This is a genomic window from Pseudidiomarina woesei (assembly GCF_001418345.1).
GTDB lineage: Bacteria > Pseudomonadota > Gammaproteobacteria > Enterobacterales > Alteromonadaceae > Pseudidiomarina > Pseudidiomarina woesei.
In genome coordinates this window covers 639,814-666,129 of record NZ_LIPW01000001.1, presented here as the reverse complement: position 1 = coordinate 666,129, position 26,316 = coordinate 639,814, and the positions used below count along the sequence as shown (strand labels likewise).

Annotated in this window: 23 protein-coding genes and 4 tRNA genes; 25 read left to right on the top strand and 2 right to left on the bottom strand. The window is 47.9% G+C overall.

Annotated features, from left to right (window positions below; all coding sequences use genetic code 11):
- Positions 1 to 3: 3 nt before the first annotated feature.
- From folC to purF, 4 genes are all read left to right on the top strand, one after another.
- On the top strand, positions 4 to 1,302 hold the full coding sequence (gene folC, locus ASC40_RS03360) for a bifunctional tetrahydrofolate synthase/dihydrofolate synthase (protein WP_055438339.1): 1,299 nt from the start codon (positions 4 to 6) through the stop codon (positions 1,300 to 1,302).
- A gap of 3 nt (positions 1,303 to 1,305) precedes the next feature.
- The gene (locus ASC40_RS03355) at positions 1,306 to 1,860 is read left to right on the top strand and encodes an SPOR domain-containing protein (RefSeq protein ID WP_055438338.1); all 555 of its coding nucleotides are present in this window, start codon (positions 1,306 to 1,308) and stop codon (positions 1,858 to 1,860) included.
- Between the two features lie 95 nt (positions 1,861 to 1,955).
- Positions 1,956 to 2,447: a CvpA family protein gene (locus tag ASC40_RS03350; RefSeq protein ID WP_055438337.1), complete on the top strand. Its 492-nt coding sequence runs from the start codon at positions 1,956 to 1,958 to the stop codon at positions 2,445 to 2,447.
- A gap of 14 nt (positions 2,448 to 2,461) precedes the next feature.
- Positions 2,462 to 3,976 (top strand): amidophosphoribosyltransferase, encoded by a 1,515-nt coding sequence (gene purF, locus ASC40_RS03345; protein WP_055438336.1) that lies wholly within the window; start codon positions 2,462 to 2,464, stop codon positions 3,974 to 3,976.
- A 67-nt stretch (positions 3,977 to 4,043) separates the two neighbouring features.
- Here purF and astB read toward each other — a convergent pair whose 3' ends face one another.
- Positions 4,044 to 5,381 (bottom strand): N-succinylarginine dihydrolase, encoded by a 1,338-nt coding sequence (astB, locus tag ASC40_RS03340; protein WP_055438335.1) that lies wholly within the window; start codon positions 5,379 to 5,381, stop codon positions 4,044 to 4,046.
- Between the two features lie 244 nt (positions 5,382 to 5,625).
- On the opposite strand from astB, the gene topA reads away from it, so the two are divergent.
- The 11 genes from topA to ASC40_RS03285 all read left to right on the top strand — a co-directional run bounded on the left by topA (position 5,626) and on the right by ASC40_RS03285 (position 16,417).
- Positions 5,626 to 8,259: a type I DNA topoisomerase gene (gene topA / locus ASC40_RS03335; protein WP_055438334.1), complete on the top strand. Its 2,634-nt coding sequence runs from the start codon at positions 5,626 to 5,628 to the stop codon at positions 8,257 to 8,259.
- 107 nt (positions 8,260 to 8,366) lie between these two features.
- Positions 8,367 to 8,801, top strand: coding sequence for a hypothetical protein (locus tag ASC40_RS03330; RefSeq protein ID WP_055438333.1), 435 nt, complete (start codon positions 8,367 to 8,369; stop codon positions 8,799 to 8,801).
- Positions 8,801 to 10,294, top strand: a complete 1,494-nt coding sequence (locus tag ASC40_RS03325) for a hypothetical protein (RefSeq protein WP_055438332.1) — start codon at positions 8,801 to 8,803, stop codon at positions 10,292 to 10,294. Before ASC40_RS03330 ends, ASC40_RS03325 begins: the two co-directional genes overlap by 1 nt.
- Positions 10,291 to 11,436, top strand: coding sequence for a hypothetical protein (locus ASC40_RS03320; RefSeq protein ID WP_055438331.1), 1,146 nt, complete (start codon positions 10,291 to 10,293; stop codon positions 11,434 to 11,436). Before ASC40_RS03325 ends, ASC40_RS03320 begins: the two co-directional genes overlap by 4 nt.
- Before the next feature lie 13 nt (positions 11,437 to 11,449).
- Positions 11,450 to 11,911, top strand: coding sequence for a hypothetical protein (locus tag ASC40_RS03315; protein ID WP_055438330.1), 462 nt, complete (start codon positions 11,450 to 11,452; stop codon positions 11,909 to 11,911).
- A 2-nt stretch (positions 11,912 to 11,913) separates the two neighbouring features.
- Positions 11,914 to 13,302, top strand: coding sequence for a GspE/PulE family protein (locus ASC40_RS03310; RefSeq protein WP_055438329.1), 1,389 nt, complete (start codon positions 11,914 to 11,916; stop codon positions 13,300 to 13,302).
- On the top strand, positions 13,293 to 14,315 hold the full coding sequence (locus ASC40_RS03305; protein WP_055438328.1) for a type II secretion system F family protein: 1,023 nt from the start codon (positions 13,293 to 13,295) through the stop codon (positions 14,313 to 14,315). The genes ASC40_RS03310 and ASC40_RS03305 overlap by 10 nt, the downstream gene beginning before the upstream one ends.
- Positions 14,316 to 14,357: 42 nt before the next feature.
- A complete protein-coding gene (locus ASC40_RS03300) occupies positions 14,358 to 14,798 on the top strand; it encodes a type II secretion system protein (RefSeq protein ID WP_055438327.1) in 441 nt (146 codons plus the stop codon).
- Positions 14,799 to 14,801: 3 nt separating this feature from the next.
- Positions 14,802 to 14,996, top strand: coding sequence for a hypothetical protein (locus tag ASC40_RS03295; RefSeq protein ID WP_055438326.1), 195 nt, complete (start codon positions 14,802 to 14,804; stop codon positions 14,994 to 14,996).
- Positions 14,997 to 15,017: 21 nt separating this feature from the next.
- Positions 15,018 to 15,734 (top strand): type II secretion system protein, encoded by a 717-nt coding sequence (locus tag ASC40_RS03290; RefSeq protein WP_055438325.1) that lies wholly within the window; start codon positions 15,018 to 15,020, stop codon positions 15,732 to 15,734.
- Positions 15,734 to 16,417, top strand: a complete 684-nt coding sequence (locus ASC40_RS03285) for a TadE/TadG family type IV pilus assembly protein (RefSeq protein WP_055438324.1) — start codon at positions 15,734 to 15,736, stop codon at positions 16,415 to 16,417. The genes ASC40_RS03290 and ASC40_RS03285 overlap by 1 nt, the downstream gene beginning before the upstream one ends.
- A 7-nt stretch (positions 16,418 to 16,424) precedes the next feature.
- Here the strand turns inward: ASC40_RS03285 and folD are convergent, their stop codons facing one another.
- Positions 16,425 to 17,297 (bottom strand): bifunctional methylenetetrahydrofolate dehydrogenase/methenyltetrahydrofolate cyclohydrolase FolD, encoded by an 873-nt coding sequence (gene folD / locus ASC40_RS03280; RefSeq protein ID WP_055438323.1) that lies wholly within the window; start codon positions 17,295 to 17,297, stop codon positions 16,425 to 16,427.
- A 287-nt stretch (positions 17,298 to 17,584) separates the two neighbouring features.
- Between folD and ASC40_RS03275 the strand changes: the two genes are divergently transcribed.
- The 10 genes from ASC40_RS03275 to lon all read left to right on the top strand — a co-directional run bounded on the left by ASC40_RS03275 (position 17,585) and on the right by lon (position 26,147).
- Positions 17,585 to 17,661 (top strand) — tRNA-Pro (locus tag ASC40_RS03275).
- A gap of 19 nt (positions 17,662 to 17,680) precedes the next feature.
- Positions 17,681 to 17,757 (top strand) — tRNA-Arg (locus ASC40_RS03270).
- Positions 17,758 to 17,785: 28 nt separating this feature from the next.
- Positions 17,786 to 17,861, top strand: a tRNA-His gene (locus tag ASC40_RS03265).
- Positions 17,862 to 17,902: 41 nt separating this feature from the next.
- Positions 17,903 to 17,979, top strand: a tRNA-Pro gene (locus ASC40_RS03260).
- Positions 17,980 to 18,054: 75 nt separating this feature from the next.
- On the top strand, positions 18,055 to 18,990 hold the full coding sequence (locus ASC40_RS03255) for a tetratricopeptide repeat protein (protein WP_055438322.1): 936 nt from the start codon (positions 18,055 to 18,057) through the stop codon (positions 18,988 to 18,990).
- Positions 18,991 to 19,104: 114 nt separating this feature from the next.
- Positions 19,105 to 20,247, top strand: a complete 1,143-nt coding sequence (locus ASC40_RS03250; RefSeq protein ID WP_055438321.1) for a GGDEF domain-containing protein — start codon at positions 19,105 to 19,107, stop codon at positions 20,245 to 20,247.
- A 106-nt stretch (positions 20,248 to 20,353) separates the two neighbouring features.
- Positions 20,354 to 21,652 carry a trigger factor gene (tig, locus tag ASC40_RS03245; RefSeq protein WP_055438320.1) on the top strand — a complete coding sequence of 433 codons (1,299 nt, stop codon included), beginning with the start codon at positions 20,354 to 20,356 and terminating at the stop codon, positions 21,650 to 21,652.
- A 107-nt stretch (positions 21,653 to 21,759) separates the two neighbouring features.
- Positions 21,760 to 22,377: an ATP-dependent Clp endopeptidase proteolytic subunit ClpP gene (clpP, locus tag ASC40_RS03240; protein WP_055438319.1), complete on the top strand. Its 618-nt coding sequence runs from the start codon at positions 21,760 to 21,762 to the stop codon at positions 22,375 to 22,377.
- Position 22,378: 1 nt separating this feature from the next.
- Entirely contained in the window at positions 22,379 to 23,668 is a 1,290-nt protein-coding gene (clpX, locus tag ASC40_RS03235; protein WP_055438318.1) for an ATP-dependent protease ATP-binding subunit ClpX, read from the top strand.
- 142 nt (positions 23,669 to 23,810) lie between these two features.
- Complete coding sequence (gene lon, locus ASC40_RS03230; protein WP_055438317.1) at positions 23,811 to 26,147, top strand: endopeptidase La; 2,337 nt, start codon at positions 23,811 to 23,813, stop codon at positions 26,145 to 26,147.
- The last annotated feature ends 169 nt before the right edge of the window (positions 26,148 to 26,316 follow it).

Genomic DNA, 26,316 nt, shown 5'->3' with positions numbered 1-26,316 from the left:
CCTATGGCCAGTATCTCGCCTCCTTCTCAATCAGCCGGGCTTCAAGCCTGGCTGACTTATTTAGAGCAGCTGCACCCCAGTGCGATTGATATGGGGCTTGATCGCGTTCGTGAGGTAGCCAATCGCTTACGATTAACGCAAACTCGTGCAGAAGTGTTCACTGTGGCCGGCACCAACGGCAAGGGCTCCAGTGTGCGTTATCTGGAAACCATGTTGCGTGAAGCTGATTACCAAACCGGCGTTTATATTTCCCCGCATTTGAACGTTTACAATGAACGCGTACGTATTAATGGCAATATGCTGGCCGACGCTGACCATGTAGCGGCGTTTGCTACTATTGAGCGAGCGCGGGGCGATATTTCTTTAACTTATTTCGAGTTCGGTACCTTAGCCGCGCTGTATTTAATGCAGCAGCATGAACTTGACGCTTGGATTTTAGAAGTCGGCCTAGGTGGGCGTTTAGACGCGGTGAATATTGTCGACGCCGACGTTGCCCTATTGACCAGCGTGGGCATTGATCACATAGGTTTTTTGGGGAGCGACCATACCGGAATTGCGCGCGAGAAAGCGGGTATTTTTCGGCCCGCTCGCCCAGCTATTTGTGGTGAACCGAATTTTCCGGCCGAGGTTGCGGCGACGGCGAAGCAGCAAGGAGTTATGCTGCAGCAGGTGGGTAAAGATTTTCACTATCGGCTGACAGCCGATAATACTTGGCAATTTAGAAATCACGATACCGTGCTGAACAATTTACCGCTGCCACAACTGCCTTTGCCCAATGCGGCCACGGCAATAGCCGCGCTTGCCGCCAGTGACTTACCAGTGTCTGATAAAGCCATACGTGCTGGGTTAGAAAAAGCCCGAGAGCAGGGCCGTTTGCAATTTCTTGCTGCCAACACCCATCACCCAGCCGACACTTTACTTGATGTTGCACATAACCCTCACGCCGCAGAATTTTTAACCCAGGCAATAGCCTTGCGTTATCCTCAACGGCCGGTTTTTGCGGTAGTGGGCATGTTGCATGACAAAGATATCAAGGGCACATTAGCTGCGCTTTCACCGGCTGTGAACCGATGGTATTTCGCCAGCTTAACCGAGCCACGAGGTGCTAGCAGCGCACAATTGCTTGAGCAAAAGCCTGCACAGGCAGAGGCTGCCGGCTGTTTTGACAACGTTGCTGCAGCCTATGCGCAAGCGCAACAAGATGCAGCTGCGTACATACAACAACAGCCACACGCGACACCGCCACTAGTATTGGTGTGCGGCTCGTTTTACACTGTAGGCAAAATTCCAACCACGGAGTAATTCATGGCCTCGCAATTACAGAATCGCTTAGTCGGAAGTATTATTCTTATTGCTCTTGCCGTTATTATCTTGCCTGAGCTGCTTGATGGTAAACCACAGCAACAGCAAGAGTCATTTGAAACCATTCCATTGCAACCAGAAGTGGAAGTAGCCGAGCAGGCGGTACAAGAAATTCCGGCTCGCGACTTGCCGCCATCGTTAGACAACATTGAAACGGTAGAAATTGATGCCGAAGAAGCCCCACAACTAAGCGAACAAAACATTGCCGAGTCGCGTCAGGAGGTTGAGCAGATCAAACCAACCCAAGCCGCGGTGACTGAGCCAGGTTGGGTTATTCAATTGGGGGTGTTTAGCAATCAGGCTTCAGTTGAGCGCTTACTCAAACAGTTGCGCGAAGCAGGCTATACAGCTTATGCAGAACCCATAAAAACCAGCAGCGGGCCAGCAAGTAAAGTGTTGGTAGGCCCTAGTTTGGTAAAGTCTGAGTTAGAGCTTATGCTACCCAAACTGAAAAATCTGACAAACCTCAATGGCCAGTTGCGCCGTTACGAACCCTAACAGAAAGATAATTCAGTGCTAAGTTTTTTGGCGCAAATACTATGGCTTTCTGATACAATCCGCCCGAAATTTAAACTAGCTAGGGAATGCGATACATGCTTTGGATAGATATTGCAATTTTAGTGATTATTGGCCTCTCAACGCTAATTAGTTTAACTCGTGGTTTTGTCAAAGAAGCGTTGTCGTTAGCTATTTGGATTGCGGCTTTTTTTATCGCGAAATTGTTTTACCAAGATCTTGCTGTGTATTTTACCGGCATTGAAGAAGACATGTTGCGTAATGCAGCTGCTGTCAGTGCGTTATTTATTGCAACGCTGATTGTTGGCGCGGTGGTGAATTACCTAATTGGCCGGCTAGTTGAAACCACCGGTTTAAGCGGCACCGATAAAGTACTCGGTGCGGTATTTGGTGCTCTTCGGGGAGTACTTATTGTCGCTGCGGTGTTGTTCTTTCTGGATTCGTTTACCGGTTTCTCCGATGAGCCTTGGTGGACTGATTCGTTATTAATCCCACACTTTGGTGTGGTGATTGAATGGTTTTTTGAGTACTTGCAGAAAACGTCAAGTTTCTTACCTGAACGTGTTTAATGAGGTTGTAGTTCATGTGTGGCATTGTTGGAATTGTTGGTAAAGACCCAGTTAATCAGGCGTTATACGATGGTTTAACGATGTTACAGCATCGTGGTCAAGATGCTGCGGGTATTATGACTGTCGACAACGGCACCTTGCGATTGCGAAAAGCAAATGGCTTGGTGCGTGACGTATTTCATACGCGGCATATGCATCGCTTACAGGGGCGCATTGGCATTGGTCATGTCCGCTACCCAACCGCCGGTAGTTCGAGCTCCGCTGAAGCGCAACCGTTTTATGTGAACTCGCCATTTGGTATTGCCATGGCCCACAACGGTAACTTAACGAATGCGCAAGAACTGCAAGAGCAGTTATTCGCTAAAGCCCGCCGCCACATTAACACCACCTCTGACTCTGAAATTTTACTCAACGTATTTGCCCACGAACTTTATCAACAAGAAAGCTTAAGCTTAACGCCAGAAGACGTATTCGCGACAGTCGCTCGCGTCCATCGTCAAATTCGCGGTGCTTACGCGGTCGTGGCCATGATTATTGGGCACGGTATTGTGGCGTTCCGTGACCCGTGGGGCATTCGCCCGCTGGTATTAGGTATGCGCGAAACTGCCCAAGGCAATGAGTACATCGTGGCGTCAGAAAGCGTTGCGGTAGACGGTACCGGCTTTAAATATGTTCGTGACGTAGAGCCAGGTGAAGCCATTTATATTTCTGAAGATGGCGAGCTATTTTCACGCCAGTGTGCCGATAACCCGCAGCATTGCCCGTGCATATTTGAATATGTTTATTTTGCCCGCCCAGACTCGTTTATCGATAAAATTTCGGTGTATGCGTCACGGGTGAACATGGGGCGCATGTTGGGTGAAAAAATTAAGCGCGATTACGCGCATTTAGACATTGATGTGGTTATTCCAATTCCTGAAACCAGCTGTGATATCGCTTTAGAAATGGCTAACCTGCTTGATTTGCCATACCGCCAAGGGTTTGTGAAAAACCGCTATATTGGCCGTACGTTTATCATGCCTGGGCAAACGCAACGCCGTAAATCAGTACGTCGTAAATTGAATGCAATTAGCGCTGAGTTTCGTGGCAAGAACGTGTTGTTGGTGGATGACTCTATTGTGCGCGGCACCACGTCTGAGCAAATTATAGAAATGGCCCGCGAGGCCGGTGCCAAGAAAGTGTATTTTGCCTCGGCGGCACCAGAAATTCGCTTCCCGAACGTTTATGGTATTGATATGCCAAGCGCCAATGAGCTGATTGGTCATGGCCGTGAGGCGTCGGAAATAAACGACTTAATTAAAGCCGATGGGCTTATTTATCAGGAACTGGATGATTTAATTGCGGCCGTACAGCAAGAAAACCCAGAAATTAAGCGTTTTGAAACCTCCGTATTTAACGGCCAGTATATAACCGGCGACATTAACCAAAGTTATCTTGATCGCTTAGACGCTGCGCGTAATGATGTCGCACGCCACGGCGGTGATCAAAGTGAAGACGCTAATTTAGAGTTGCACAACGAAGACGAGTAACTTAGCGAAAAGGCATAAAAAAACGCGCATCAATTGATGCGCGTTTTTTCGTATGAGGCGCGACAAATTAAAGCTGGAACGGGTATACCGAGCCTAATTTAAGAATTTGCGTGAGCTCGTCGAGCGCTGTACGCGATTCGGTCAATAATTGTGGGTCACGTAAGTCATCCACGCTCAGCTCGTCACGGTAGTGTTTATCAACCCATTGGTTTAAACGCGCAAACAAAGTTTCGTTCATCACCACTGCTGGGTTAACGGCTGCGAGTTCGGTGTCATTCAGTGCCACGCGTAAACGCAAACAAGCTGGGCCACCGCCGTTACGCATGCTTTGTTTAACGTCAAAGTAATGCACTTGGCGAATTGGCGTGTTGCGCGTTACAAGCTCGGCTAAATAGGCCGCAACGCGTGGGTTTTCTTGACACTCGGTTGGCGCAATAATGGCCATGTGGCCGTTATCAAGCGTTAGCAACTGGGTGTTAAACAAATAGGTTTGCACGGCGTCTTCAACCGACACTTCACTGGTTTTAACTTCAATGAAATGTACAGGTTCGTCGCCGAACTTGCGCTGAATTTCAGCTAATTTCGCTTCGGTGTCTAAAAACGCTTGCTCATGGTAGAACAGCACATTTTGATTACCGACAGCAATCACATCGTTGTGGAACACGCCTTGATCGATCACATCCGGATTTTGCTGAATGTAAACGGTGTTATCGTCACTCAAACCATGCAAGCGGGCAATTGCTTGTGAGGCTTCAAAGGTTTGGCGGGCAGGGTATTTTTTGGGCGCCGGCATGCTGCTGTCAAAGGCATAACGACCAAAGGTGAAAATTTCTACCCCAGCGTGACCATAGTTGCTGCACAAACGCGTATGATTGGCCGCGCCTTCATCGCCAAAATGTTCATTGTCTGGTAAATGGGTGTGGTGCTCAAAATAGCGACCGTTGTTAAACATGGCTTGCAAAATACGGCCACTGGTTTGTGGCTCTAATGACCGATGAAACTTATTGGTCAAATTCGCTGGCGTGAAATGCACTTTTCCGTTGGCGGTATCGGCACCGGGTGATACAGTCGCGGCGTTTGCAGTCCACATGCTTGACGCCGAGCACACCGCTTGAAAAATTTGCGGCGCTTGTTGAGCGGCTTTGGCTAAAACCTCGCCATCTGAACCGGTGAAGCCTAAACGGCGTAAGGTAGTAACGTCTGGGCGTTCTTGCGGGGCGAGTACCCCTTGTACCATACCCATGTCGTGCAAGGCTTTCATTTTCGCCAAGCCCTGCTTAGCTGCAGATTTCGGGCTTGAGGTTGATTTTGCATTGCTTAATGAAGCAACGTTTCCGAACGACAGCCCGGCATAATTGTGGGTTGGGCCAACTAGGCCATCGAAATTCACTTCATAGTGACGCATGCGGAAATAACCTCCATTGCAGTTGCAAGCTTTTATTTGTTGGCTATTATACCCGCAAGTTGGCTTTGGTGTAAGTGCTGAAACCCTTGATTTTACTGGCCTGATGAGTGGGCGCCATAGATCTGCATGGATATGAGACAAAATCGTATTTTTATGATTTTTGCTTTCAATGGTTGTTTCATACGAATAGAACAGATATATCTAAAAAAAGAATCCCACAGCTTACGGATAGAAAGAGAGTCGCATGGCAAAAGCGTTAGTTATTGTCGAGTCGCCAGCCAAGGCGAAGACAATTAATAAATATTTAGGCAATGATTTCGTGGTGAAATCCAGTGTGGGGCACGTGCGTGACCTGCCAACGCGCTCGACGGCCACCGTAAAAACAAAACCGCCAGCAGAAGTTCGCAAAATGTCGCCGGAGCAAAAAGAGGCATACCGGCAAGAGCGCGAATTCCAAAAGCTAGTGGCGCGCATGGGTATAGACCCCCAGCATGGTTGGGAAGCGCATTACGAAGTATTGCCCGGCAAAGAAAAAGTTGTAGCTGAATTAAAAAAATTAGCAGCCAAGGCAGACGCCGTATACCTCGCAACGGATTTGGACCGCGAAGGGGAAGCTATAGCATGGCACTTGCGTGAGTTGATTGGCGGCGATGATAGCCGGTTTCAGCGCGTGGTATTTAATGAAATTACCAAAAAAGCCATTCAAGAAGCCTTTTCAAAGCCAGCAGCATTGAACGTTGACCGAGTGAATGCACAGCAGACACGTCGTTTTCTAGACCGCGTGGTGGGCTTTATGGTGTCACCGCTGTTGTGGAAAAAAATTGCTCGTGGTTTGTCGGCTGGCCGTGTGCAGTCGGTCGCTGTGCGTTTGGTGGTTGAGCGCGAACGTGAAATAAAAGCCTTTGTACCCGAAGAATACTGGGATATTTTTGCCGACTTAAACACCCAAGCCCAAGATGAACTGCGCATGCAGGTGCATAAGCACCTTGGTAAGGCGATAAAAATCGGTGATAAGGCCGCTGCTGACGCCGCTGTGGCATTATTGAAGGCTGCCCAATACAAAGTCATTGATCGCGAAGATAAGCCCACCAGCAGCCGCCCATCGGCTCCGTTTATTACTTCGACTTTGCAACAAGCCGCAAGTACGCGCTTAGGTTTTGGTGTGAAAAAGACCATGATGTTGGCTCAGCGCTTGTATGAAGCGGGCCATATTACCTACATGCGTACCGACTCAACCAACTTGAGCCAAGAAGCAGTAGCAACGTGTCGTGACTACATTGGTAAACACTACGGTAGCGATTATTTACCTGCTAAACCTAATGTTTATGGCTCGAAGCAAAACGCGCAAGAAGCCCACGAAGCCATTCGTCCTTCGAGCGTGACGGTAAAGTCAGAACAGTTAAAAGATATGGAGCGCGATGCGCAGCGTTTGTATGAATTGATTTGGCGCCAATTTGTGGCGTGCCAAATGACGCCAGCGCAATACGATGCCACCACCATTTCGGTGCAAGCGGGTGACTATGAGCTGCGTGCGCGCGGTCGTGTATTGCGCTTTGCCGGTTGGACCAAGGTGCAACCGCCAGCAGGCTCTAAAAACAACGAGGACGCCACACTACCTGACGTAAAACCAGGCGAAGTATTGTCGTTGCAGCAGCTTGACCCACAACAACATTTTACCAAGCCGCCGGCGCGCTTTAGCGAAGCCTCGTTAGTGAAAGAGCTTGAAAAACGCGGTATCGGTCGCCCATCAACTTATGCGTCCATTATTTCAACCATTCAAGATCGCGGCTATGTGCGGGTTGAAAACCGTCGTTTTTATGCCGAAAAAATGGGTGAGATTGTTAATGACCGCTTAGTTGATAATTTCCCAAGGTTGCTGAATTACAGCTTCACTGCCGACATGGAACAGGCGTTGGACGAAATTGCTGAAGGCCAACGTAACTGGAAAGCGACATTAGACAAGTTTTACGAAGATTTCAGCGCTAAATTACAGCAAGCAGAAATGTCGCCAGAAGAGGGCGGTATGCGCCCGAATCAAATGGTGCTCACTGATATTAAATGTCCTAAATGCGGGCGCCCAATGGGTATTCGCACAGCGTCAACGGGCGTGTTTTTGGGCTGCTCAGGCTATGAGTTACCGCCGAAAGAGCGCTGTACGCAAACCATGAACCTGTTACCAGGCGAAGAAGCGGTACGCGTGAAAGACGATGACGACGAAGCCGAAACACTGGCGCTGCGTGCCAAAAAACGTTGCCCGAAATGTGGCACCGCCATGGACAGTTACTTGATTGATCAAGAGCGTAAATTACACGTGTGTGGCAACAACCCAGCGTGCGAAGGCTTTGTGGTTGAACAGGGCGAATTCCGTATTAAAGGCTACGACGGCCCAGTACTTGAGTGCGACCGTTGCGGCAGTGACATGCAGTTAAAAACCGGTCGTTTTGGGAAGTATTTTGATTGTACCAACAGCGAATGTAAAAACACTCGTAAGTTGTTGAAAAACGGTCAGCCAGCGCCGCCGAAGGAAGACCCCGTGCCGTTCCCAGAACTGCCATGTGAAGACTCGAGCGCTTATTTTGTGTTGCGTGATGGTGCTTCGGGCGTGTTTTTGTCGGCCAATACGTTCCCGCGCTCGCGTGAAACCCGTGCGGTGAAAGTAAGCGAGCTGAAACGCTTTAAAGATCGCATTCCAAGTAAATTCCATTACTTAGCGGAAGCACCTGAAAAAGACGACGACGGCAATGAAGCCATTGTGCGTTATAGTCGCAAGAACAAAGAACAATATGTGATCACCGAAGTAAACGGCAAAGCCACCGGTTGGCAAGCGTATTACCGCGACGGTGAATGGAGCGTACAAGAGGCTAAAAAGCGTAAGTAATAACCCTCTGTTTTATAATCTGTTTCCGCCTTGTTAGCGGCACTACGGTGCGCTAAATTTAACGGGTACTGCAAAGGAACGCGGTATCACGCTAACAAGGAGGTTACATGGTTTCTCAACCATACCGGGTCGTTACCCATAAGTACGTCATCACAAGCAGCTTAGCGCTGAGTTGCCTGTGGTTGGCGTCATTTTCTACAACGGCGCTCGCCGCGACTTGTCCAGCTTACGTGTTCTCTGAAGCCACTCGAGCGAACCAAACTAGCCATTCGGCTGCAGCCACACCGCGCGTGCAACTGCACTTACAACAAGGGCTATTGAAACCGCAGTTTGAGCAGTTTCTTAAACGGCACTTCCCGGTCGACTTGGTTGACTGGCAGGTTTCGGCTCATTACCAATGGCCATCGGCCTTCACCTTGAGCGCTGATAGTGCCGAGCAAATTCTCGAGAAAATCACCCAGCCTTACCAATTTAGAATAACTGTTCACGCGAACCGCTCGGCAGTTGTTAGTTATCAATTTCGAAGCCAAGGGGAGTTGTGATGCAACGGTTCATTATCGTATTTTTTGCTGTGTTGTTGAGTGCCTGCCAACAATTGTCTCATGAACAATTGCTCGAGCAACACCGACAAGCCCAGCAGCGCTTAGCTAACCTCAAGCAGAGTGCGTCCGCGCCGCAAGCAACAGCTTCAGCTCTCCATTACAGCGATGAGTTTTTTGTTCCAGCATTGGATGAACGACATGCTCAGCTACCCGACTGGAGCGCGCAACACGTTAGCATAGCCGCACAAGGGTTAGCGGCGGGAAATTTGCTTGAACAAGTATTTGCTAATAGTGGTACCACTTTGCGCTTCAGTCAGTCACATCTAGCCACCGCGGCGGTGTTTATTCAGTTTGACGGAACCATTGCAGAATTGCTGCTAAAACTAGCTAGTCGGTATCGCTGGCATCTGCAATGGGGTGACGAAAGCGTCGTCATTCATGAATTTGAAGTAGCCGAGTTTGATGTTGCTTTTATTGCCGGTGACACCAGTTATTTCTTAGGCAACCGTGACCGCCAGCAACAAAGTCAAATGACGGCTAATGACGCGCTTACAGCCACAGCTATTAGTAATCAGAGCGAACAATTTTTGAATTTTAGCAGCGACGACCTTTCGGTTTGGCATGATCTTGAAAAGGCCGTCAGCATGCTGCTGTCTGAACATGGACAAATGACGATAAATCAGAGCTCTACTTCAATACTAGTGCGCGACTACCCGCAGCAAGTTGCTCAGGTTCGCGCTTACTTAGCGCAACAGAATGAAAGGTTAACACGTCAAGTTGTGATTGATGTACAAATTGTCGAAGTGACCTTTACCGATGATCAGCAGTTTGCCATCGATTGGGACGCCATAGTGAAAACAGCCGGGGGTGAGGGGGTTCTCGGGTTTGCTTCAGCGCAGTTAAATCAGCTTAGCGGTGGACAAATGATATGGCAGCAACAACAAGGCAAAGCGACAGGGTCGCAGTTACTAATAGATGCGTTACAGCAGCAGGGTTTAGTAACGACAAGTAATCATCCGCGCGTCGTGAGTTTAAATAATCAAATTGCCAAAATTGTACTGGAAGACAACGCAACCTATCTAGCTGCAGCGGGAAGTTCAGCTACCGCAAATGTGGGGCGCGCCGATATTTTGCAGCCCGGTGTTGTTACCACTGGCTTTGAGCTTTATTTGTTACCAAGTATTCGTAACGGCGAGGTTATTCTGCAGTTGTCTACGGAGCTATCTGATTTGGAACGAATTGACGAAGTTCGCTCGGGCGATCAACTCATTCAAACGCCGCATACCAACCGTAAAAAATTCTTTATGAAAGCCTTAGTTGAGCATGGTCAAACGCTGCTAATGAGTGGCCTAAAAAATGAGCGTCAACAAAGTCAACGCCAGCAAAGTTGGTTAAGCCTAATATTGGGTGGGGGTGAGCTTAATGGTTCTCGGCGGAGCGAAACCTTAGTTTTGCTAACTCCGCATATTGTTGCACGAGGCAATCGCTCATGAACGACTGGTGCGTACAAGGCTGGCGACAACAATCGACTGACCGAGAGCAAATACTCGCTTGGCTTAGCGAGGCCAAACAACTCGGTTTCGAACGTTATAACCTATTTAAGCAAGGTGAATGTTACTGGCTTTGTTGCGCCACTACTGAACAACTGGATATGGCTGCTGCTATTCGCAGTCAGGTGCGTGAGCAAGCTGCTGTGGTAGTTCAACAATGGTGTCAGCAATTAATAGTCGTGGCCTGGCAACAACAAACATTGTTGGCGTGCTGTCAATTTTCGGCCGATAAACATGGTGTACAGAACTTTTTATATGTGGCTGAAAATTGGTTAAAACCAGAGCAAATGAATTGTGTGTTGGTTATTGCCGGTCAGACTACGCGACGCTTGTTTGACCATGTCGAGCCAATTCAAAATGCCAAGCAGATACCTGAGTTCAATTTTGAAAAGTCGCTAAAACTGGCAAAAATGCGTTCGCTACGACAGTTACCCCCTTGGTTACGTCGCCGAATTCTGGTGCGCGGGGTTGCTGCTGCTTTGTTGGTTACAGGTGCGTCGGTTTGGTGGTTTTGGCCAACTTCCCCGGCCCCCGTTGTTATGGTGCCTGTTACTGAATTTCCCGAACCCGCTCCGCTGTTGCAAGGTTGGCAGCAACAGCATGTTTTACATGTCGATAAGCTATTAAGTCAGGTTAGTTTTTTGGCGGGCTGGAAGGCTACTCAGTGGCAACTTGATGAGGCTGGAGAAACCCTGTGGATGCAACAGTCTTATGGCTCGCATTCAGACTTACTCATGCAGCTACCATCGCAAGATTGGCAACTAGAAGGTAACGGGCAAGGTGTTCAATTGCAGCGAAAACCACCAGCAGACGTGCTTTATAGTGCAGACATACCAATGCCGAAAGGCGACTTGAATACCCAAAAATTGAGCTCTGATCAAGCTCTAATAGAGGCCGGGTTTAGCCAAACCCAGACGCCCAATCATATCGAAGTTCAGCACCTTTTGTTCGATCCGTTTACTTCGCATCAATGGCAGGTGTTTCTGCATTGGCTGGCGGTGCGGCCGGACATGCGAATTCAAAAAGTTGTCGCGACGCCCGAGCACCTGAGTTGGCGTATCACCATTACTTTGCAACATCCATAGAAGGACCTAACTCATGTATACATTAGCTTTTATGCTGGCGCTTAATGCTACAACAAGCGCTACACCAAGTGCGGCAACAAGTACCGAAGCAAATGCAAGCTTGGCCGGGGGCGTACCTGTAAACCCTATTCATCAACTTCGAGAAAGCGAAATTGCGGAGCGGTTAGCTCAGACTGAGGCCAAACGGTTGCAGTTGGAGCTGCAAATAGAAAAAGCTAAGCATGCTATAGCAAAACTAAGAAGCTCCGATGATAAACCATCAGCAATTGCCCAAGAATTAATCGGCTATGAGCTGTTAGGTATCGTCACGGTGGGCGAGCGAAGTGACATTTTGTTGCAGCAAGGAAACCAAATTATTCGTTTACAAGATGGTGTCGCTGGGCCGATGCAACTTACTGCAAACATAGAGAATAATTGGGTACGTTTGCAGCGTTACGGACGCTTTCGTGATCTGCCAATTGTGCAAGGATGGTAACTATGTTGATGATGAGTGATGAGCAACTTGGTCGTTGTGAAGTGCCAATTGGGTTACTAGAGCGCTGCTTACACATAACTGACTTGTTTCAGCAGCAAGATGTAGCGGTATTAATGTCCAGTGATGGCGTGTTGGTTGCAAGCGCACAGGCTTGGCAACAAAAATTGCTTGAGCTTATCAACTTGATCGCTCTTGCTGCCATTCAAGGTGTCATGATCAAAGCTTATATGGTGGCAGATGGTCGAAGTATCCGGGGGCATTTGCACGATGCTGATGCTAAACGCCAACTTGGTCACCAAACCGATTCGCTTGAGCTTGACCATACTCGGGCGCAACAAGCGCTTGAAGATCTTGTTTTACAGGCGCTAGTGCTTGAAGCCTCGGATATTCATCTGCTGTTTTTACCAAGCCATGCAGCTCTTGCATTTCGTGTGCATGGACGTTTAGTCGGGCAGGTTGAGCGGCATCGGGAAACAATGGCGGCGGCAATTGCTGCTGCCTTAAATACACGTTCCGAAGACTTTCGTGAGTTATTTGATGAACAACGTTTATCAAGCGCTAGCATCTCGTTGTCGGTGATGCATGAGCAAGCGATAAAAAACCTGCGCTTACGCGTGCAAAAATCACCTACCCGTAATGGGTTTGCGGTAACCATGCGAATTCAGGCTGAGCATGAGCAAGCGCGCGCACTTGTCGAGCTAGGGTTGCCTATGGAACAGGTGAATCAAATTCAACAATTGCTACAAAACCCAGCTGGTCTGTTGGTGGTTGCTGGGCCAACTGGGCAAGGCAAAACAACGACCTTGGCGGCAATTAATTGGGCTATTCCACGCACTGCAAAAGTAATTTCTTTGGAAGACCCAATTGAAATTATCCAACCTTATATAGAGCAAAAACCGGTTATTGCTGATCACCAGGAACTTAACTTTGCCAATATGGTGCGTGTGGCACTGCGCGAAGACCCAGATGTCATCTCTATTAGTGAAATTCGCGACCAAGCAACCGCAAAAGCGGCTTATACCGCAGCATTAACTGGGCATTTGGTGACTGCAACAGTGCATGCGCACGATACCTTTGGCGTAATACAGAGGTTGTTAGATTTGGGTCTAAGCGCCGAGTCGCTTGCTCAGGTTGGCGTATTGCGCGGCATTATAGCGCAGCGGTTAGTGGCTAAACCTTGCTTAGCTTGTGAAGGCACTGATCGTGGTTGCCCGCAGTGCCATGGCACCGGCGTTATTGGCCGTTCGCTCGTTGCTGAATTATTGCTTGTTGATGAACGCGTCCGCGATGCCATTCGCAATGGCACTTTAGAAGTGTGTCGTAACCAACTTATGGAAGCAGGTTGGCTAGCGCTCGACGAACAATTGCAGCAGGCGGACTTATGCATCTAGCGCGAGCACGACAACTTGCATTACTCGAAGACTTTGCTTTGGGCTTAACCGATGGACTTAGCCCATTACAATGCTGCCATGCGTTATTTGAAAATGCGCGACGCTTAAAATTAACCACGGAGCAGCGCGTCATTACTCACTTAATCAAGCAACTAAACCAGGGGTTGCCGCTTGGACCAGCATTACATAAATGGTTTGCTGCAGACTTAGTTATGTTAGTTGCCGTGGGGGAGCATAGCGGTATTTTAGAGCAATTGCTGCATCAACATCAGCAATTTGAACAGCAGCGACAGCAAGCATGGCAACAGTTTTGGAAACCTTTGCTTTATCCATTAGCAATGCTGGCCCTAGCTTTTGCCGCAATTTATTTTATTGGTCACGGCGTGATGCCGAAGCTTGCAGTATCTATACCTGAGTCACAATGGCCAATGCTCAGTCGGATATTGTTGCTAGCAACGCATAGCTTCATTATTCCCACACTTCTACTTAGTGTACTTCTGGTGGTGATATGGAGTTGGGGGCCGCCAGTGTTGATAAACTTTGGTTGGCGTTGGTGTCGCGTACTTGGCAATAACGGCGCGTTTCTCATTCAGCGTTATTTTAGCGCGGTACTGTTATTACAAACCACGACAGTGCTAATGCAAGCTGGAAGTAGCTTAGATAAATCTTTTGCCGCTATTCAACGTTACGGATCTACTGCATTGGCGGTACATACACTAATTATGCGCCAAAAACTCGCCAAAGGAGAACGACGACTACCACAGATTTTTGATACCGGCTTACTTTCAGCACGGATGCTATTTCGACTTGGAAATGGTAGCCGTAATGCCAGTGAGCAGGGAACCCTATTGCGTGTTGCCAGTTATGCAGCACTCGATGCCACACAAGCGTTAACGCGCTTAAGAACCGGTCTACAGGTGTTTTGTTACAGTGTCATTTTTGCCTTGCTGGTCGTTATGCTCGGCGGCATGGGAACTATGTTGATGCAACTAACCCAGCAAACCAGCTTGTAGTCTGTATTTTTCTTTCTTTAATTGTTTACAACGGAGTGTTCTATGAAATCAGCAAAAGGATTTACCTTTATTGAAGTGCTTACGGTGCTGTCTATTATTGCGTTGGCAACTATCGGTTCGCTAGCTCTACGCGACTGGGCGGTGGGAAACTCACGTGTCAGCGAAGCAAAAAATCAGGTCATTACCATTCAATCGGGGGCGCAATTATGGCGGCCGCGCACGGGGGATTTAACCGGTATTAGTATGACTGCAATGTCCTCTATTGCAGCAGTTCCAGAGGTATGGGGCAGTGGCACAGGAATTAACCCGTGGGGCGGCGATATAGCAGTGAGTGTTGATGGCGCCGACACGTCACGCTATGTGATTACCGTGAGTGGAATTGGGCAAGCGGCAGAAGGCGCTCGTCTGGCACACGATTTCACCGAATATGCGATTGACAGCAGTTTCTCTGGTGGCACTTTGACGCTTAAATTTCAGGGGTAAGTCATGGCTTTTTTTCAATGGGTTATTGCCGTGTCAGTCTTGGCAACTGTGGTTATTGGTGGCGCACAGTTTTTTCACGTGACGCAACAACAGATACAACAACAACAGCAATATGCAGCAGATAAGCAACGACTCATTGAACGTTACCGGCTGCAGCATCAGCTGCAGCGGCATCGCCTTTTTTTAATGATGTATTAAGTATTGCCATAAGGAAATAACATGCAAAAACAGGGTTTTGTATTGCTTGAGGTGATTGCTGCTGTGGTTATATTAAGTTCACTTATGGTGGTCACTACGCAAGTGTGGCAATCAATGGCAAAAAACCGTAACCAGCACGACTGGATTACAGACGCTGAAATGATTCGGCAGGCTACGCTCGACTACTGGGTTAATCAAGGAACACCACCAACCACGCTAAGCGACGTTTTTACCACGACGCAGTTGGCAAGCTTTACCAAACCGTGGCAGCAGTCGTGGTATTTTGTGGAAAGTGATCATTGGTTGGAGCTGTCGATAGACGCACCATCGGTTGCCGAAGCTGATTGGTTTGCTAGCCAAGTAGCCGGTGCTTTTGCGCAAAGTGAGCGACTTATTGTGCCAATATGGCAGCCGGCTGGAAGCTGGAGTACTGAGCATCTCTTACATAGAACGCCGGTTTTTGACAAGCCGCACCTCAATAGCATGGAGGCGGATTTGGATATGACAAATCAAGTAATTTCGAACGTTGCCAATTTGAATGCAAACCAAATTGATGCAGACTCAATTGTTGCCAGCAGTATTTTAAGCACTTCGCTGCGGGCAACTTCAATTGAAGTTGACACTTTATATGTTGCGGACGTGATTACGCCACAACATCGCTTAAGCACTTTGGCTTATTGGGTAGATGAATACGAACAGCTTTGGTTGAGTTGCCAGCAACAAGGTAAATGCATGTAATGCGCAAGCACGAGTTTGGAGCTAGCACGGTTGAGGCAATGCTATTGCTGCCGCTAATCATATGGCTAGCTTTGGCAGGGTTGCAATTATTGTGGATTTTTTGGGCGCAGCAAACACTTCATAATACTGGGCATTATGTGCTGCGAGCTGGGCAAGTAGGGCACGCACAAGAATTACTTATGGTAAACACTTTGGCAACAGGTATGGCCGCAACTGAGCCGCAGTGGTATACAGACCCCGTAGGTGAGGATAATAGTCAACAACGCGAGTCAGCTTTGCGGGCTACGGCAAAGGCGCTTATTCATGCACGGACAGCGGCGAAAATCACGGTTCATAGCCCGACCCATGCACAACAAGAGCAATATATGGAACATCGGTTTTCGCTGCGCGAGCAGCAATGGCTTGATGAAATTGCGGTCGATCACGCCCGTGCGCGAACGTCAAATTTTAGCGCTGAAGTAACACAGCAATGGCTAGCCGCACGGCAGCTTGACATTGAAGTGTGGTGGTGTTTGCCGTTACAAGTGCCGATGGTAGCGCCGGTACTGCAGTCTTGGTGGCAGCTAGTAAATAACCCTGCACAACGTTACTGTCGAGCTAGAGAGTTATTGATAGGCAAACCCCTTTGGCCGCTAGTTACGCGGCGTAAGGGGCCGATGCTGTCTGGTTACAGAGCGAATTAGTTGGCTATTAAGGGGTATTGGTTAAAGGTGCATGCCAAGTATCACATGCCTGCAAGGTATTTTGCATGAGCGTGGCCACTGTCATTGGGCCCACACCGCCTGGTACAGGGGTAATATACGAGGCACGTTGCTCAGCAACGCCGAATTCAACATCGCCCACTAATTGGCCTGATGGCAAACGGTTAATACCAACATCGATAACTACGGCACCTGGTTTAATCCACTCGCCTGGAATAAAGTCTGGCTTGCCCACGGCAACAACAAGCACATCGGCGCGTTGCACGTGTTCTTTTAAGTCGTTGGTAAAGCGGTGGCAAACGGTGGTTGTCGCACCTGCTAATAGCAGCTCTAGACTCATGGGACGGCCTACAATGTTGGAAGCGCCAACCACCACGGCGTTTTTGCCGTGTAAGTCTAGGCCAATGGAATCTAGTAGCGTGATCACGCCGCGCGGGGTGCACGGACGCAGTGCCGGGTTACGTTGGGCTAAACGGCCCATGTTGAACGGGTGAAAGCCGTCAACGTCCTTAAATGGGTTAATGCGCTCTAAAATAGCTTGTGCGTCGAGCCCTTGTGGCAGAGGTAGTTGCACCAAAATACCGTCGACTTCGGCGTCGTTATTTAGTTGGTCAATTAAGGCTTCAAGTTCAGCTTGGCTAGTTGTTGCTGGCAAGTCGAATGCTTTTGACACGATACCGACTTCTTTGCAGGCGTTCCGTTTGCTGCCGACATATACGGCCGAAGCGGGATCTTCACCCACCATAACAACAGCGAGCCCAGGCGCGCGAGCTCCGGCTGCTAATCGCGCGGCCACACCTTGTTTTACTTGTTCACGAACTTGTTGAGCTACTTGCTTGCCATCAATACGTTGCGCCGTCATTGCTATAAGTACCTTTATTAAGATGTGCGGTAAACTAACCTGAACCAAAAGACTGAAACGCGCTTATTTTCGCATGTTTTTATCACAGGTTGTAGCGTTACTGTGGGGCAATCAACGATTGTTTTCACAAAGCTTTTGCATATTATTCGTTCAAGCTGTTGTTATTTTCAGCAGTTGGCTATTTCTCTTAAAAAAATGTTTGACGCTGCCATGCCCAACAGGTAATATTCGCCCCCGTTGTCAGGCCGCGTCCTGCACGGGATTTTAAAGCTTTAGAAGAAGTATGTCGGCGAGTAGCGCAGCTTGGTAGCGCACTTGTTTTGGGTACAAGGGGTCGCTGGTTCGAATCCAGTCTCGCCGACCATTTCTACAGAGCATGATTTGCGCCCGTAGCTCAGCTGGATAGAGCAACGGCCTTCTAAGCCGTCGGTCGCAGGTTCGAATCCTGCCGGGTGCGCCATTTTAGCCCTGGCAAAGTTTATAAAGTGGTGGCTGTAGCTCAGTTGGTAGAGCCCCGGATTGTGATTCCGGTTGTCGTGGGTTCAAGTCCCATCAGCCACCCCATTTTCTTCGCTTTTCAGCACATCTCAAAAATTACTGTCTGTCGGCGAGTAGCGCAGCTTGGTAGCGCACTTGTTTTGGGTACAAGGGGTCGCTGGTTCGAATCCAGTCTCGCCGACCATTCATCATTTCTTTCGCTTTTTCAATATTCTGCTAGTATAAAAGTCTGTCAAGTTAAAAATTAACAGGGGATTTTATGCGTAGCCTTTTGAACTGCCTATTTGTCGTGGGTGCCGCCGTGTGGGCTCCTCTTTCAGTTGCCCAAGGTGAGTCGAGTGAGTATTCACCAGCCTGCACTAGTGAAGCCTGCCAGGAAAAAATGTCAGATCTACGCTATTTAGCGTGGCACGGTAGCCCCGAAGCACAAACTATTGTCGCTGCGGCAATGGTTTACGGCGATGGGTTAGATCAGAATATTCGCCAAGGCAGAATGAATTTAAGAAAAGCAATGCGCAATGGTCATCCTGTCGCTTGGTACACCTATGCGTTGTGGCGTGAAAATGGCACCGCTTATGAGCAAGACATGGAAGAAGCACACGAGGCGTTGCTCTATGCCGCGAACGAACTTAATTATCCACCAGCCTTGTATCGTCTTGCCGCAAAAGAAATTTTGAACGATGGCGACATGAACGTGGCAATGACTTATTTGCAAAAAGCAGCGGCCCGTAATCATCATTCGGCTCAATATTTGTTGGCACAATTGCTTGCAAATGGCGTGCGTGTTGAACCTAACTTGGAACAAGCTGCTGTGCTATTTCATAACCTATCGCTACGAAATTATCGCGACAGCGAGCAACTGTTAGAGAAAACCATGACCTTGCTTGGTGAGCAGCAGCCAGCCGAACGCGTTGCTGCAGTTCGCGAATCGTTTCGCCAGCCTGACCAAGAAGCAATGGAAGTCATTCAAGTGAGTAGTCAGCGCGTTAGTTTTGACGAAATGACGGTTAATATGGTGGATTACATAGAGTCATTTGGGCTGTATGACAGTAATGGCATGAGCAATATAGCTGGACAGGTTTGCGGCAAAGGAACAGCCATGTGTGGCTTGGTCTATTCGTCGCGTGCCAATGATGCCAACCCGCAAAAGCTATTTGATTTGCTCAGTAAAATACCTTACGGCAATCCAATGTGATCGATGCGGCCTACAAGCCGATGCGTAGGCGTGGACATCCTGACGGAGTTGCGTATAATTTAGTCGCATGTTTCAAAAATTCTACATACTATAACAAGAATAAGAGTGTGACTGATGGTGGAAGCAATGCTAGGAGAGCTGACTGCTGAGCAAACAACCGCAACGGACGACGGCTTTGGTTTGATGATCTCGGTCATCAGTATGCAACTGATTAATTCAACACCAGACCAAAGTCAAGCGCACATAGAACATGCGCTTGCGCTACTCGGTCGCGGCGGTAGTAAAGATCGTTGCTATGTGTTTCAATTCTCGCCCGAACAAAATGAAATGTCGAACACTTATGAGTGGGTGAACGACGGCATTTCACCGCACAAAGACGAACTGCAAAATATTCCAGCTCATGTGATGCCATATTTTTTCGAGCGTATGCGCGAAGATGGCCAAATAGTAGTGGCCGATGCCCGCAAATTGCCGGACTCAACCGGTGGTTTTCGCGACGAGCTATTGCGTGAAAATATCCGCTCTATGATGGCTGTCGGTATGTACATGGAAGGAAAATTGATCGGCTTTGTCGGCTGTGATTTAGTTAACCGACAAACCACATGGCATGAACGTGATATTCGTCAAATGCGGTTGGTAGCAGACATGATAGCTAACACCTTAGCGCGACACCATGCCGAAGCACGCCTTCAAGAAACCGAAGCGCAATTATTAGAAGCCAATGCAAAACTGGCGCAATTAGCGCGCGAAGACAGCTTAACTGGGCTTATTAATCGGCGTGGGCTTGACGAATGCCTAGAGCACGAGTTGCGCCGCGCAGTACGTGCACAACATCCGTTAACCTTGATTATGGTTGATGTTGATTTTTTCAAAAAGCTTAACGATGAACATGGCCATTTACATGGCGATGAAGTGCTTAAGAGTGTGGCCCGCATATTGGCAGCTCACTTTAAGCGTACCGGTGAATATGTGGCCCGTTTTGGCGGCGATGAGTTTATGATTGTGTGCCCACAGACCGAGCTTGATGAACTGGTGCGACAAGCCAAAAAAGTACTTGCGAAGGTGCGCATATTAAAGAACAAACTCACCACGCCAGTTACGGTAAGCATTGGCATTGCTTCTAATACGCCAAAATCAGGCGTCACCACTGATGACGTAATGCGTGATGTTGATGTAGCCGTGTACTTTGCTAAACAGTGTGGGCGTAATCGAATTGAAGTGAACCCCAAAGTTCCTACCGCAAAACAAACCTGCTAAATTCGCTCTCGACGTGGCGGCAAGGCTTCGCTATAATGCTGCGTCATTTTCAAGGGCCCCAATGGTAGTGGGCTCAGGCCAATAGTGAAGCCGAGGTAACAAAGCAATGCAGGTTTCTGTAGAGACAACCCAAGGACTAGAACGCCGCGCCACCATCACCGTGCCGGCTGACATTATCGATCAAGAAGTCAAGCGTCTGTTAAAAGACGAGTACCGCAATCGCCGTATCAACGGTTTCCGTAAAGGCAAAGTTCCACCAAATGTTTTACAGAAGCTATTTGGTAAAGAAGCGCGTGCTCGTGCAGCTTCGAACTTGATGCAGAGTAAATACTTCGAAGCTATGATGCAGGAAAAAATTAACCCAGTGGGTATGCCTGCCATTGAGCCAAAAGTAAACGAAGAAGGTAAAGACCTTGAATTCGTTGCTACTTTTGAAGTTTATCCTGAAGTTAAAGTTGAAGCGCTTGATAAACTAACAGTTGAAAAACCAGACGTTGAAGTTACTGACAAAGACGTTGATACCATGCTTGAAACCTTGCGTAAGCAACACGCTGGTTGGAAAGCGGTTAAGCGTAAATCGAAGAAAGGTGAGCGTATCACTATCGACTTTACAGGCTCTATTGACGGCGAAGAATTTGAAGGCGGCAAAGCCACTGACTTCGCACTTGAGCTTGGCGAAGGTCGTATGATTCCAGGTTTCGAAGACGAAATCATTGGTATGAAAGCCGGTGAAGAAAAAACCATCACTGTTACTTTCCCAGAAGATTACCACGCAGAAAACTTAAAAGGTAAAGAAGCGCAATTCGCTATCGTTGCCAAGCAAGTTGAAGAGCGTGAATTACCAGAATTAAACGACGAATTCGTTGCGCAATTTGGCGTAAAAGAAGGCGGCGTTGAAGCGCTGAAAGCTGAAGTTCGTAAAAACATGGAACGCGAACTGAAAAACACTGTGCAAAGCAAAGTGAAAGAGCAGGTGTTGAAAGGCTTAGTTGAGCACAACGACGTTGACTTGCCAAAAGCAATGATCGACCAAGAAGTTGACGTATTGCGTCGTCAAGCAATGCAGCGTTTTGGTGGTAACCAAGCGCAATTGCCACAACTTCCAGCTGAATTGTTTGAAGAACAAGCAAAAGAGCGCGTGAAAGTTGGCTTGTTGTTAGGTGAAGTGATTCGTGGCAACGAATTGAAAGTTGACGAGAAAAAAGTTGACGAAATCATCGAGAACAACGCTTCTGCATACGAAGACCCAGCAGAAGTTATTGCTTACTACAAAGGCAACCAAGAAATGATGCAGCAAATTCGTAACGTTGCATTAGAAGAGCAAGCAATTGACTTCATTCTTGAAAACGCCAAAGTAAAAGCGAAAAAGGCAACTTTTGACGAGTTGATGAACCCGAAAAAGTAAAACAGTTGCGATTACCGTCACAACAACGTTGACGGCATCGACCACAACTTGGTTTAATGGCTCGTATACCTTTATACGAGCCATTTTTATTTCAGGAGTCGTAAATTATGTCGGATATGGCGCTAGACCCTATGGCCCAATTGGTGCCCATGGTAGTGGAACAAACAGCAAAAGGAGAGCGCTCGTACGATATCTACTCGCGCCTACTTAAAGAGCGCGTAATTTTTTGTTGTGGTCAGGTGGAAGACCACATGGCTAACTTAATTGTGGCGCAGTTACTCTTTTTAGAGTCTGACAACCCTGACAAAGACATCTATCTTTATATTAATTCGCCAGGCGGTGCAGTAACCGCAGGTATGGCGATTTACGATACCATGCGTTTTATTAAGCCAGACGTAAGCACCGTTTGTATGGGGCAGGCTGCCAGCATGGGGGCGTTTTTGTTAGCTGGGGGCGCTAAAGGTAAGCGTTTCTGTTTGCCAAACTCGCGGGTGATGATTCACCAGCCACTCGGCGGTTTTCAGGGGCAGGCATCTGACTTTGAAATTCATGCGCGACAAATTTTAGATATTAAAGACAAGCTGAACCGTATGCTGTCGGAAAACACCGGTAAAGATCTTGAGCAAGTGGCGAAAGACACAGACCGTGACTATTTTATGTCAGCAGAAGAAGCGGTGAATTACGGCTTGGTAGATAAAGTTCTGACCCAACGAGGCGGAGAGTAAGATGACTGATAAAACTGAAGGTAATGGCGAAAAGCCGTTGTTTTGTACCTTCTGCGGAAAAAGTCAGCATGAGGTTCGTAAGCTAATTGCGGGCCCATCGGTATTTATTTGTGACGAATGTGTGGACTTATGTAACGATATTTTGGAAGAGGAAATTCAAAATATTGCCCCGCAAGAAGAGCAGAAAAGCTTGCCAACGCCACACGAAATTCGCTCGCACCTAGACGAGTACGTGATAGGTCAAGAACTTGCCAAGAAAGTTTTAGCCGTTGCTGTTTATAACCATTACAAGCGTTTAAACAACAATAGCGAAAGCAAGAAAAAAGACGAAGAACAAGTAGAGCTTGGTAAAAGTAATATTTTGCTGATTGGCCCAACCGGTAGTGGTAAAACCTACTTGGCGGAAACCTTAGCTCGTTTCTTAGATGTGCCGTTTACCATGGCGGATGCAACCACATTAACTGAAGCGGGGTATGTGGGCGAAGACGTTGAAAATATTATTCAGAAGCTACTGCAGAAGTGTGATTACGACGTTGAAAAAGCCCAGCGCGGTATTGTCTACATTGACGAAATTGACAAAATTTCGCGCAAGTCAGACAACCCGTCAATTACCCGTGATGTATCGGGCGAAGGCGTACAACAAGCGTTGTTAAAGCTGATTGAAGGCACCGTAGCTGCGGTACCACCGCAGGGCGGGCGCAAGCATCCACAACAAGAATTTGTGCAGGTAGATACCTCAAAAATTCTGTTTATTTGTGGTGGCGCATTTGCCGGCCTAGACAAAGTTATCGAACAACGTATTAGCGTGGGTAGTGGCATTGGTTTTGGCGCTCAAGTGAAGAGCAAAGAGCCGAAAGCCGAAGGCGTAACCTTAGCCCAGGTAGAGCCGGAAGATTTAGTGAAGTACGGGTTAATTCCTGAGTTCATCGGCCGCTTACCGGTATTAGCTACGCTGACCGAGCTGGATGAAAATGCCTTAGTGCAAATTCTACGTGAACCGAAGAATTCACTGACCAAGCAGTATGGCGCGTTGTTCAAAATGGAAGACGTTGAGCTCGAGTTTCGCGAAGACGCTTTGCGAGCCATTGCGCGTAAAGCCATGTCGCGTAAAACCGGTGCTCGTGGCTTGCGCTCAATAGTTGAAGCTGTGCTATTGGATACCATGTACGACCTACCGACGTTGCAAAACGTAAGCAAAGTCGTTATTGACGAGTCGGTGATTAAAGGCGAGTCAGATCCGATTGTTATTTATGCAAATCAACAAGAAGAAAAGCACGCTTCTGGTGAATAAGAGCATGGTTTAGCATGAAATTTGTGCAAAAAGGGCCTTTTAGGCCCTTTTTTTGTGCAAAAGATTGAACTTTCGCTGGAGAGCCTCATATTAAGAGGTAAGATAGTGTGAATAGTCACGAACCAGTTTCCTGGAGAAGTTTATGAGTGAAGAACGGATTGAACGTTTAAGTATTCCGGTACTGCCGCTGCGTGATGTGGTGGTGTACCCGCATATGGTAATTCCTTTGTTTGTTGGGCGCGAAAAGTCTATTCGCTGCTTAGAAGCTGCTATGGAACAAAACAAACAAATTTTCTTATCAGCGCAAAAAGATGCAGCGGTTGATGAGCCAGAACAAGCGGATATTCACCGTATTGGTACGGTTGCGACTATTTTACAGCTATTAAAACTACCTGACGGTACGGTAAAAGTTTTGGTTGAAGGTAGTCAGCGAGCTGAAATTGAACAGTTTGAAACCGAGTCAGATTTCTTCCGCGCGCAAGTGCATTACCTTGATAACGAGGCGATGGACGACAAAGAAGAAGAGGTAATGATTCGTTCGGCCATCAATCAGTTTGAAGGCTATGTGAAACTGAACAAGAAAATTCCACCCGAAGTGCTCACCAGTTTGTCGGGCATTGAAGAAGCTGATAGGTTGGCCGACACCATGGCTGCGCATATGCCATTGAAGCTGAACGACAAGCAAAAAGTGCTCGAAATAACGGACGTGCGCGAGCGTTTAGAGTTTTTGATGGCCCTTATGGAGGGCGAAATCGACCTATTGCAGGTTGAAAAACGCATTCGTTCGCGTGTGAAAAAACAGATGGAAAAAAGTCAGCGCGAGTATTACTTGAATGAGCAAATGAAAGCCATTCAAAAAGAGCTGGGCGAAATGGAAGACGGCCCAGACGAATTTGAAGCGCTGCAGAATAAAATTGAAGAAGCAAAAATGCCAGAAGAAGCCGAGAAGAAAACTCGCGCGGAACTGCAAAAATTAAAAATGATGTCGCCCATGTCGGCCGAAGCGACCGTGGTTCGTGGGTATATCGACTGGATGGTGTCGGTACCTTGGAAGAAACGCTCGCGCATTAAGAAAGACTTAGCCGGTGCAGAGAAGATTCTTGATGCTGATCACTATGGCTTAGAAAAAGTCAAAGAACGCATTTTGGAGTACTTAGCGGTGCAGCAACGTACCAGCAAAGTGCGTGGCGCTATTTTATGTCTTGTGGGCCCGCCAGGGGTTGGTAAAACGTCGTTGGGGCAATCCATTGCCAAGGCCACAGGGCGTAAATACATTCGTATGGCGCTTGGTGGCGTGCGTGACGAAGCAGAGATTCGTGGTCACCGTCGTACTTATATTGGTTCGATGCCGGGCAAACTGATTCAGAAAATGGCCAAAGTGGGCGTGCGTAATCCACTATTTTTGTTAGACGAAATTGACAAAATGGCGTCAGACATGCGCGGTGATCCGGCGTCGGCGTTGCTTGAAGTGCTAGACCCTGAGCAAAACGTCAACTTTAACGATCATTATTTAGAAGTCGACTACGACCTGTCTGATGTGATGTTCGTGGCAACCTCAAACAGCATGAATATTCCTGGGCCGTTGTTAGACCGAATGGAAGTGATTCGTTTGTCGGGGTATACCGAAGACGAGAAACTAAACATTGCGAAGCGCCATTTGTTACCCAAGCAAATAGACCGTAATGGCCTTAAAAACAAAGAGATAAACGTAACGGACGATGCCATTATCGGCATTATTCGTTACTACACACGCGAAGCTGGGGTGCGAAACCTTGAACGTGAAATTTCGCGCTTATGCCGCAAGGCCGTGAAGAAAATTGTGCTTGATAAGCGTGTGAAGCACGTTGAAATTACGGGCGATAATTTGTCAGATTTTCTTGGCGTGCAACGCTTTGACTACGGTAAAGCTGAAGAGAACAACCAAGTTGGCCAAGTGACCGGTTTGGCGTGGACGGAAGTTGGCGGTGACTTGCTCACCATTGAAGCCACGAACGTGGCCGGTAAAGGCAAAATCACCTCAACCGGTTCACTTGGTGACGTGATGCAAGAGTCTATTCAAACCGCGTTGACCGTGGTTCGTAGTCGTGCCGAAAAACTGGGTATTCCGGAGGATTTCCACGAGAAACGCGATATTCACGTGCACGTGCCTGAAGGGGCAACGCCAAAAGATGGCCCAAGCGCAGGTATTGCGATGGTTACCGCACTCGTTAGCTCGTTAACCAAAATTCCAGTGCGAGCCGACGTGGCGATGACCGGTGAAATTACCTTGCGCGGTGAAGTATTAGCTATTGGAGGTTTGAAAGAAAAGCTGTTAGCAGCCCACCGTGGTGGCATCAAGCATGTACTGATTCCGAAAGACAACGAGCGTGATTTGAAAGAAATTAGTGACGCGGTAAAAGGTGACTTGAAGATTCAGCCGGTGCAATGGATTGACGAAGTTTTGGCCGTGGCACTTGAATCGGCCCCAAAAACGGCGTAAAAAATCGTCTTACAACGTAAAAATGCGGTCTTGAAAGCCATAACATGGCTGCAGGCCGCATTCTTTCGTTAAAAAATTTGTGAAAAAGGGTTCTCAATCGCAAATCTTGTGGTAGCCTAGAGTCAAAGTGATTGGTCAGACGCTCACACATAAAGTCTCTGGCATGCCA

Bases quoted from the DNA above. Each gene is read 5' to 3' on its own strand.
- folC (WP_055438339.1), top strand. From the start codon at position 4: ATGGCCAGTATCTCGCCTCCTTCTCAATCAGCCGGGCTTCAAGCCTGG.
- ASC40_RS03355 (WP_055438338.1), top strand. From the start codon at position 1,306: ATGGCCTCGCAATTACAGAATCGCTTAGTCGGAAGTATTATTCTTATT.
- ASC40_RS03350 (WP_055438337.1), top strand. From the start codon at position 1,956: ATGCTTTGGATAGATATTGCAATTTTAGTGATTATTGGCCTCTCAACG.
- purF (WP_055438336.1), top strand. From the start codon at position 2,462: ATGTGTGGCATTGTTGGAATTGTTGGTAAAGACCCAGTTAATCAGGCG.
- astB (WP_055438335.1), bottom strand. From the start codon at position 5,381: ATGCGTCACTATGAAGTGAATTTCGATGGCCTAGTTGGCCCAACCCAC.
- topA (WP_055438334.1), top strand. From the start codon at position 5,626: ATGGCAAAAGCGTTAGTTATTGTCGAGTCGCCAGCCAAGGCGAAGACA.
- ASC40_RS03330 (WP_055438333.1), top strand. From the start codon at position 8,367: ATGGTTTCTCAACCATACCGGGTCGTTACCCATAAGTACGTCATCACA.
- ASC40_RS03325 (WP_055438332.1), top strand. From the start codon at position 8,801: ATGCAACGGTTCATTATCGTATTTTTTGCTGTGTTGTTGAGTGCCTGC.
- ASC40_RS03320 (WP_055438331.1), top strand. From the start codon at position 10,291: ATGAACGACTGGTGCGTACAAGGCTGGCGACAACAATCGACTGACCGA.
- ASC40_RS03315 (WP_055438330.1), top strand. From the start codon at position 11,450: ATGTATACATTAGCTTTTATGCTGGCGCTTAATGCTACAACAAGCGCT.
- ASC40_RS03310 (WP_055438329.1), top strand. From the start codon at position 11,914: ATGTTGATGATGAGTGATGAGCAACTTGGTCGTTGTGAAGTGCCAATT.
- ASC40_RS03305 (WP_055438328.1), top strand. From the start codon at position 13,293: ATGCATCTAGCGCGAGCACGACAACTTGCATTACTCGAAGACTTTGCT.
- ASC40_RS03300 (WP_055438327.1), top strand. From the start codon at position 14,358: ATGAAATCAGCAAAAGGATTTACCTTTATTGAAGTGCTTACGGTGCTG.
- ASC40_RS03295 (WP_055438326.1), top strand. From the start codon at position 14,802: ATGGCTTTTTTTCAATGGGTTATTGCCGTGTCAGTCTTGGCAACTGTG.
- ASC40_RS03290 (WP_055438325.1), top strand. From the start codon at position 15,018: ATGCAAAAACAGGGTTTTGTATTGCTTGAGGTGATTGCTGCTGTGGTT.
- ASC40_RS03285 (WP_055438324.1), top strand. From the start codon at position 15,734: ATGCGCAAGCACGAGTTTGGAGCTAGCACGGTTGAGGCAATGCTATTG.
- folD (WP_055438323.1), bottom strand. From the start codon at position 17,297: ATGACGGCGCAACGTATTGATGGCAAGCAAGTAGCTCAACAAGTTCGT.
- ASC40_RS03255 (WP_055438322.1), top strand. From the start codon at position 18,055: ATGCGTAGCCTTTTGAACTGCCTATTTGTCGTGGGTGCCGCCGTGTGG.
- ASC40_RS03250 (WP_055438321.1), top strand. From the start codon at position 19,105: ATGGTGGAAGCAATGCTAGGAGAGCTGACTGCTGAGCAAACAACCGCA.
- tig (WP_055438320.1), top strand. From the start codon at position 20,354: ATGCAGGTTTCTGTAGAGACAACCCAAGGACTAGAACGCCGCGCCACC.
- clpP (WP_055438319.1), top strand. From the start codon at position 21,760: ATGTCGGATATGGCGCTAGACCCTATGGCCCAATTGGTGCCCATGGTA.
- clpX (WP_055438318.1), top strand. From the start codon at position 22,379: ATGACTGATAAAACTGAAGGTAATGGCGAAAAGCCGTTGTTTTGTACC.
- lon (WP_055438317.1), top strand. From the start codon at position 23,811: ATGAGTGAAGAACGGATTGAACGTTTAAGTATTCCGGTACTGCCGCTG.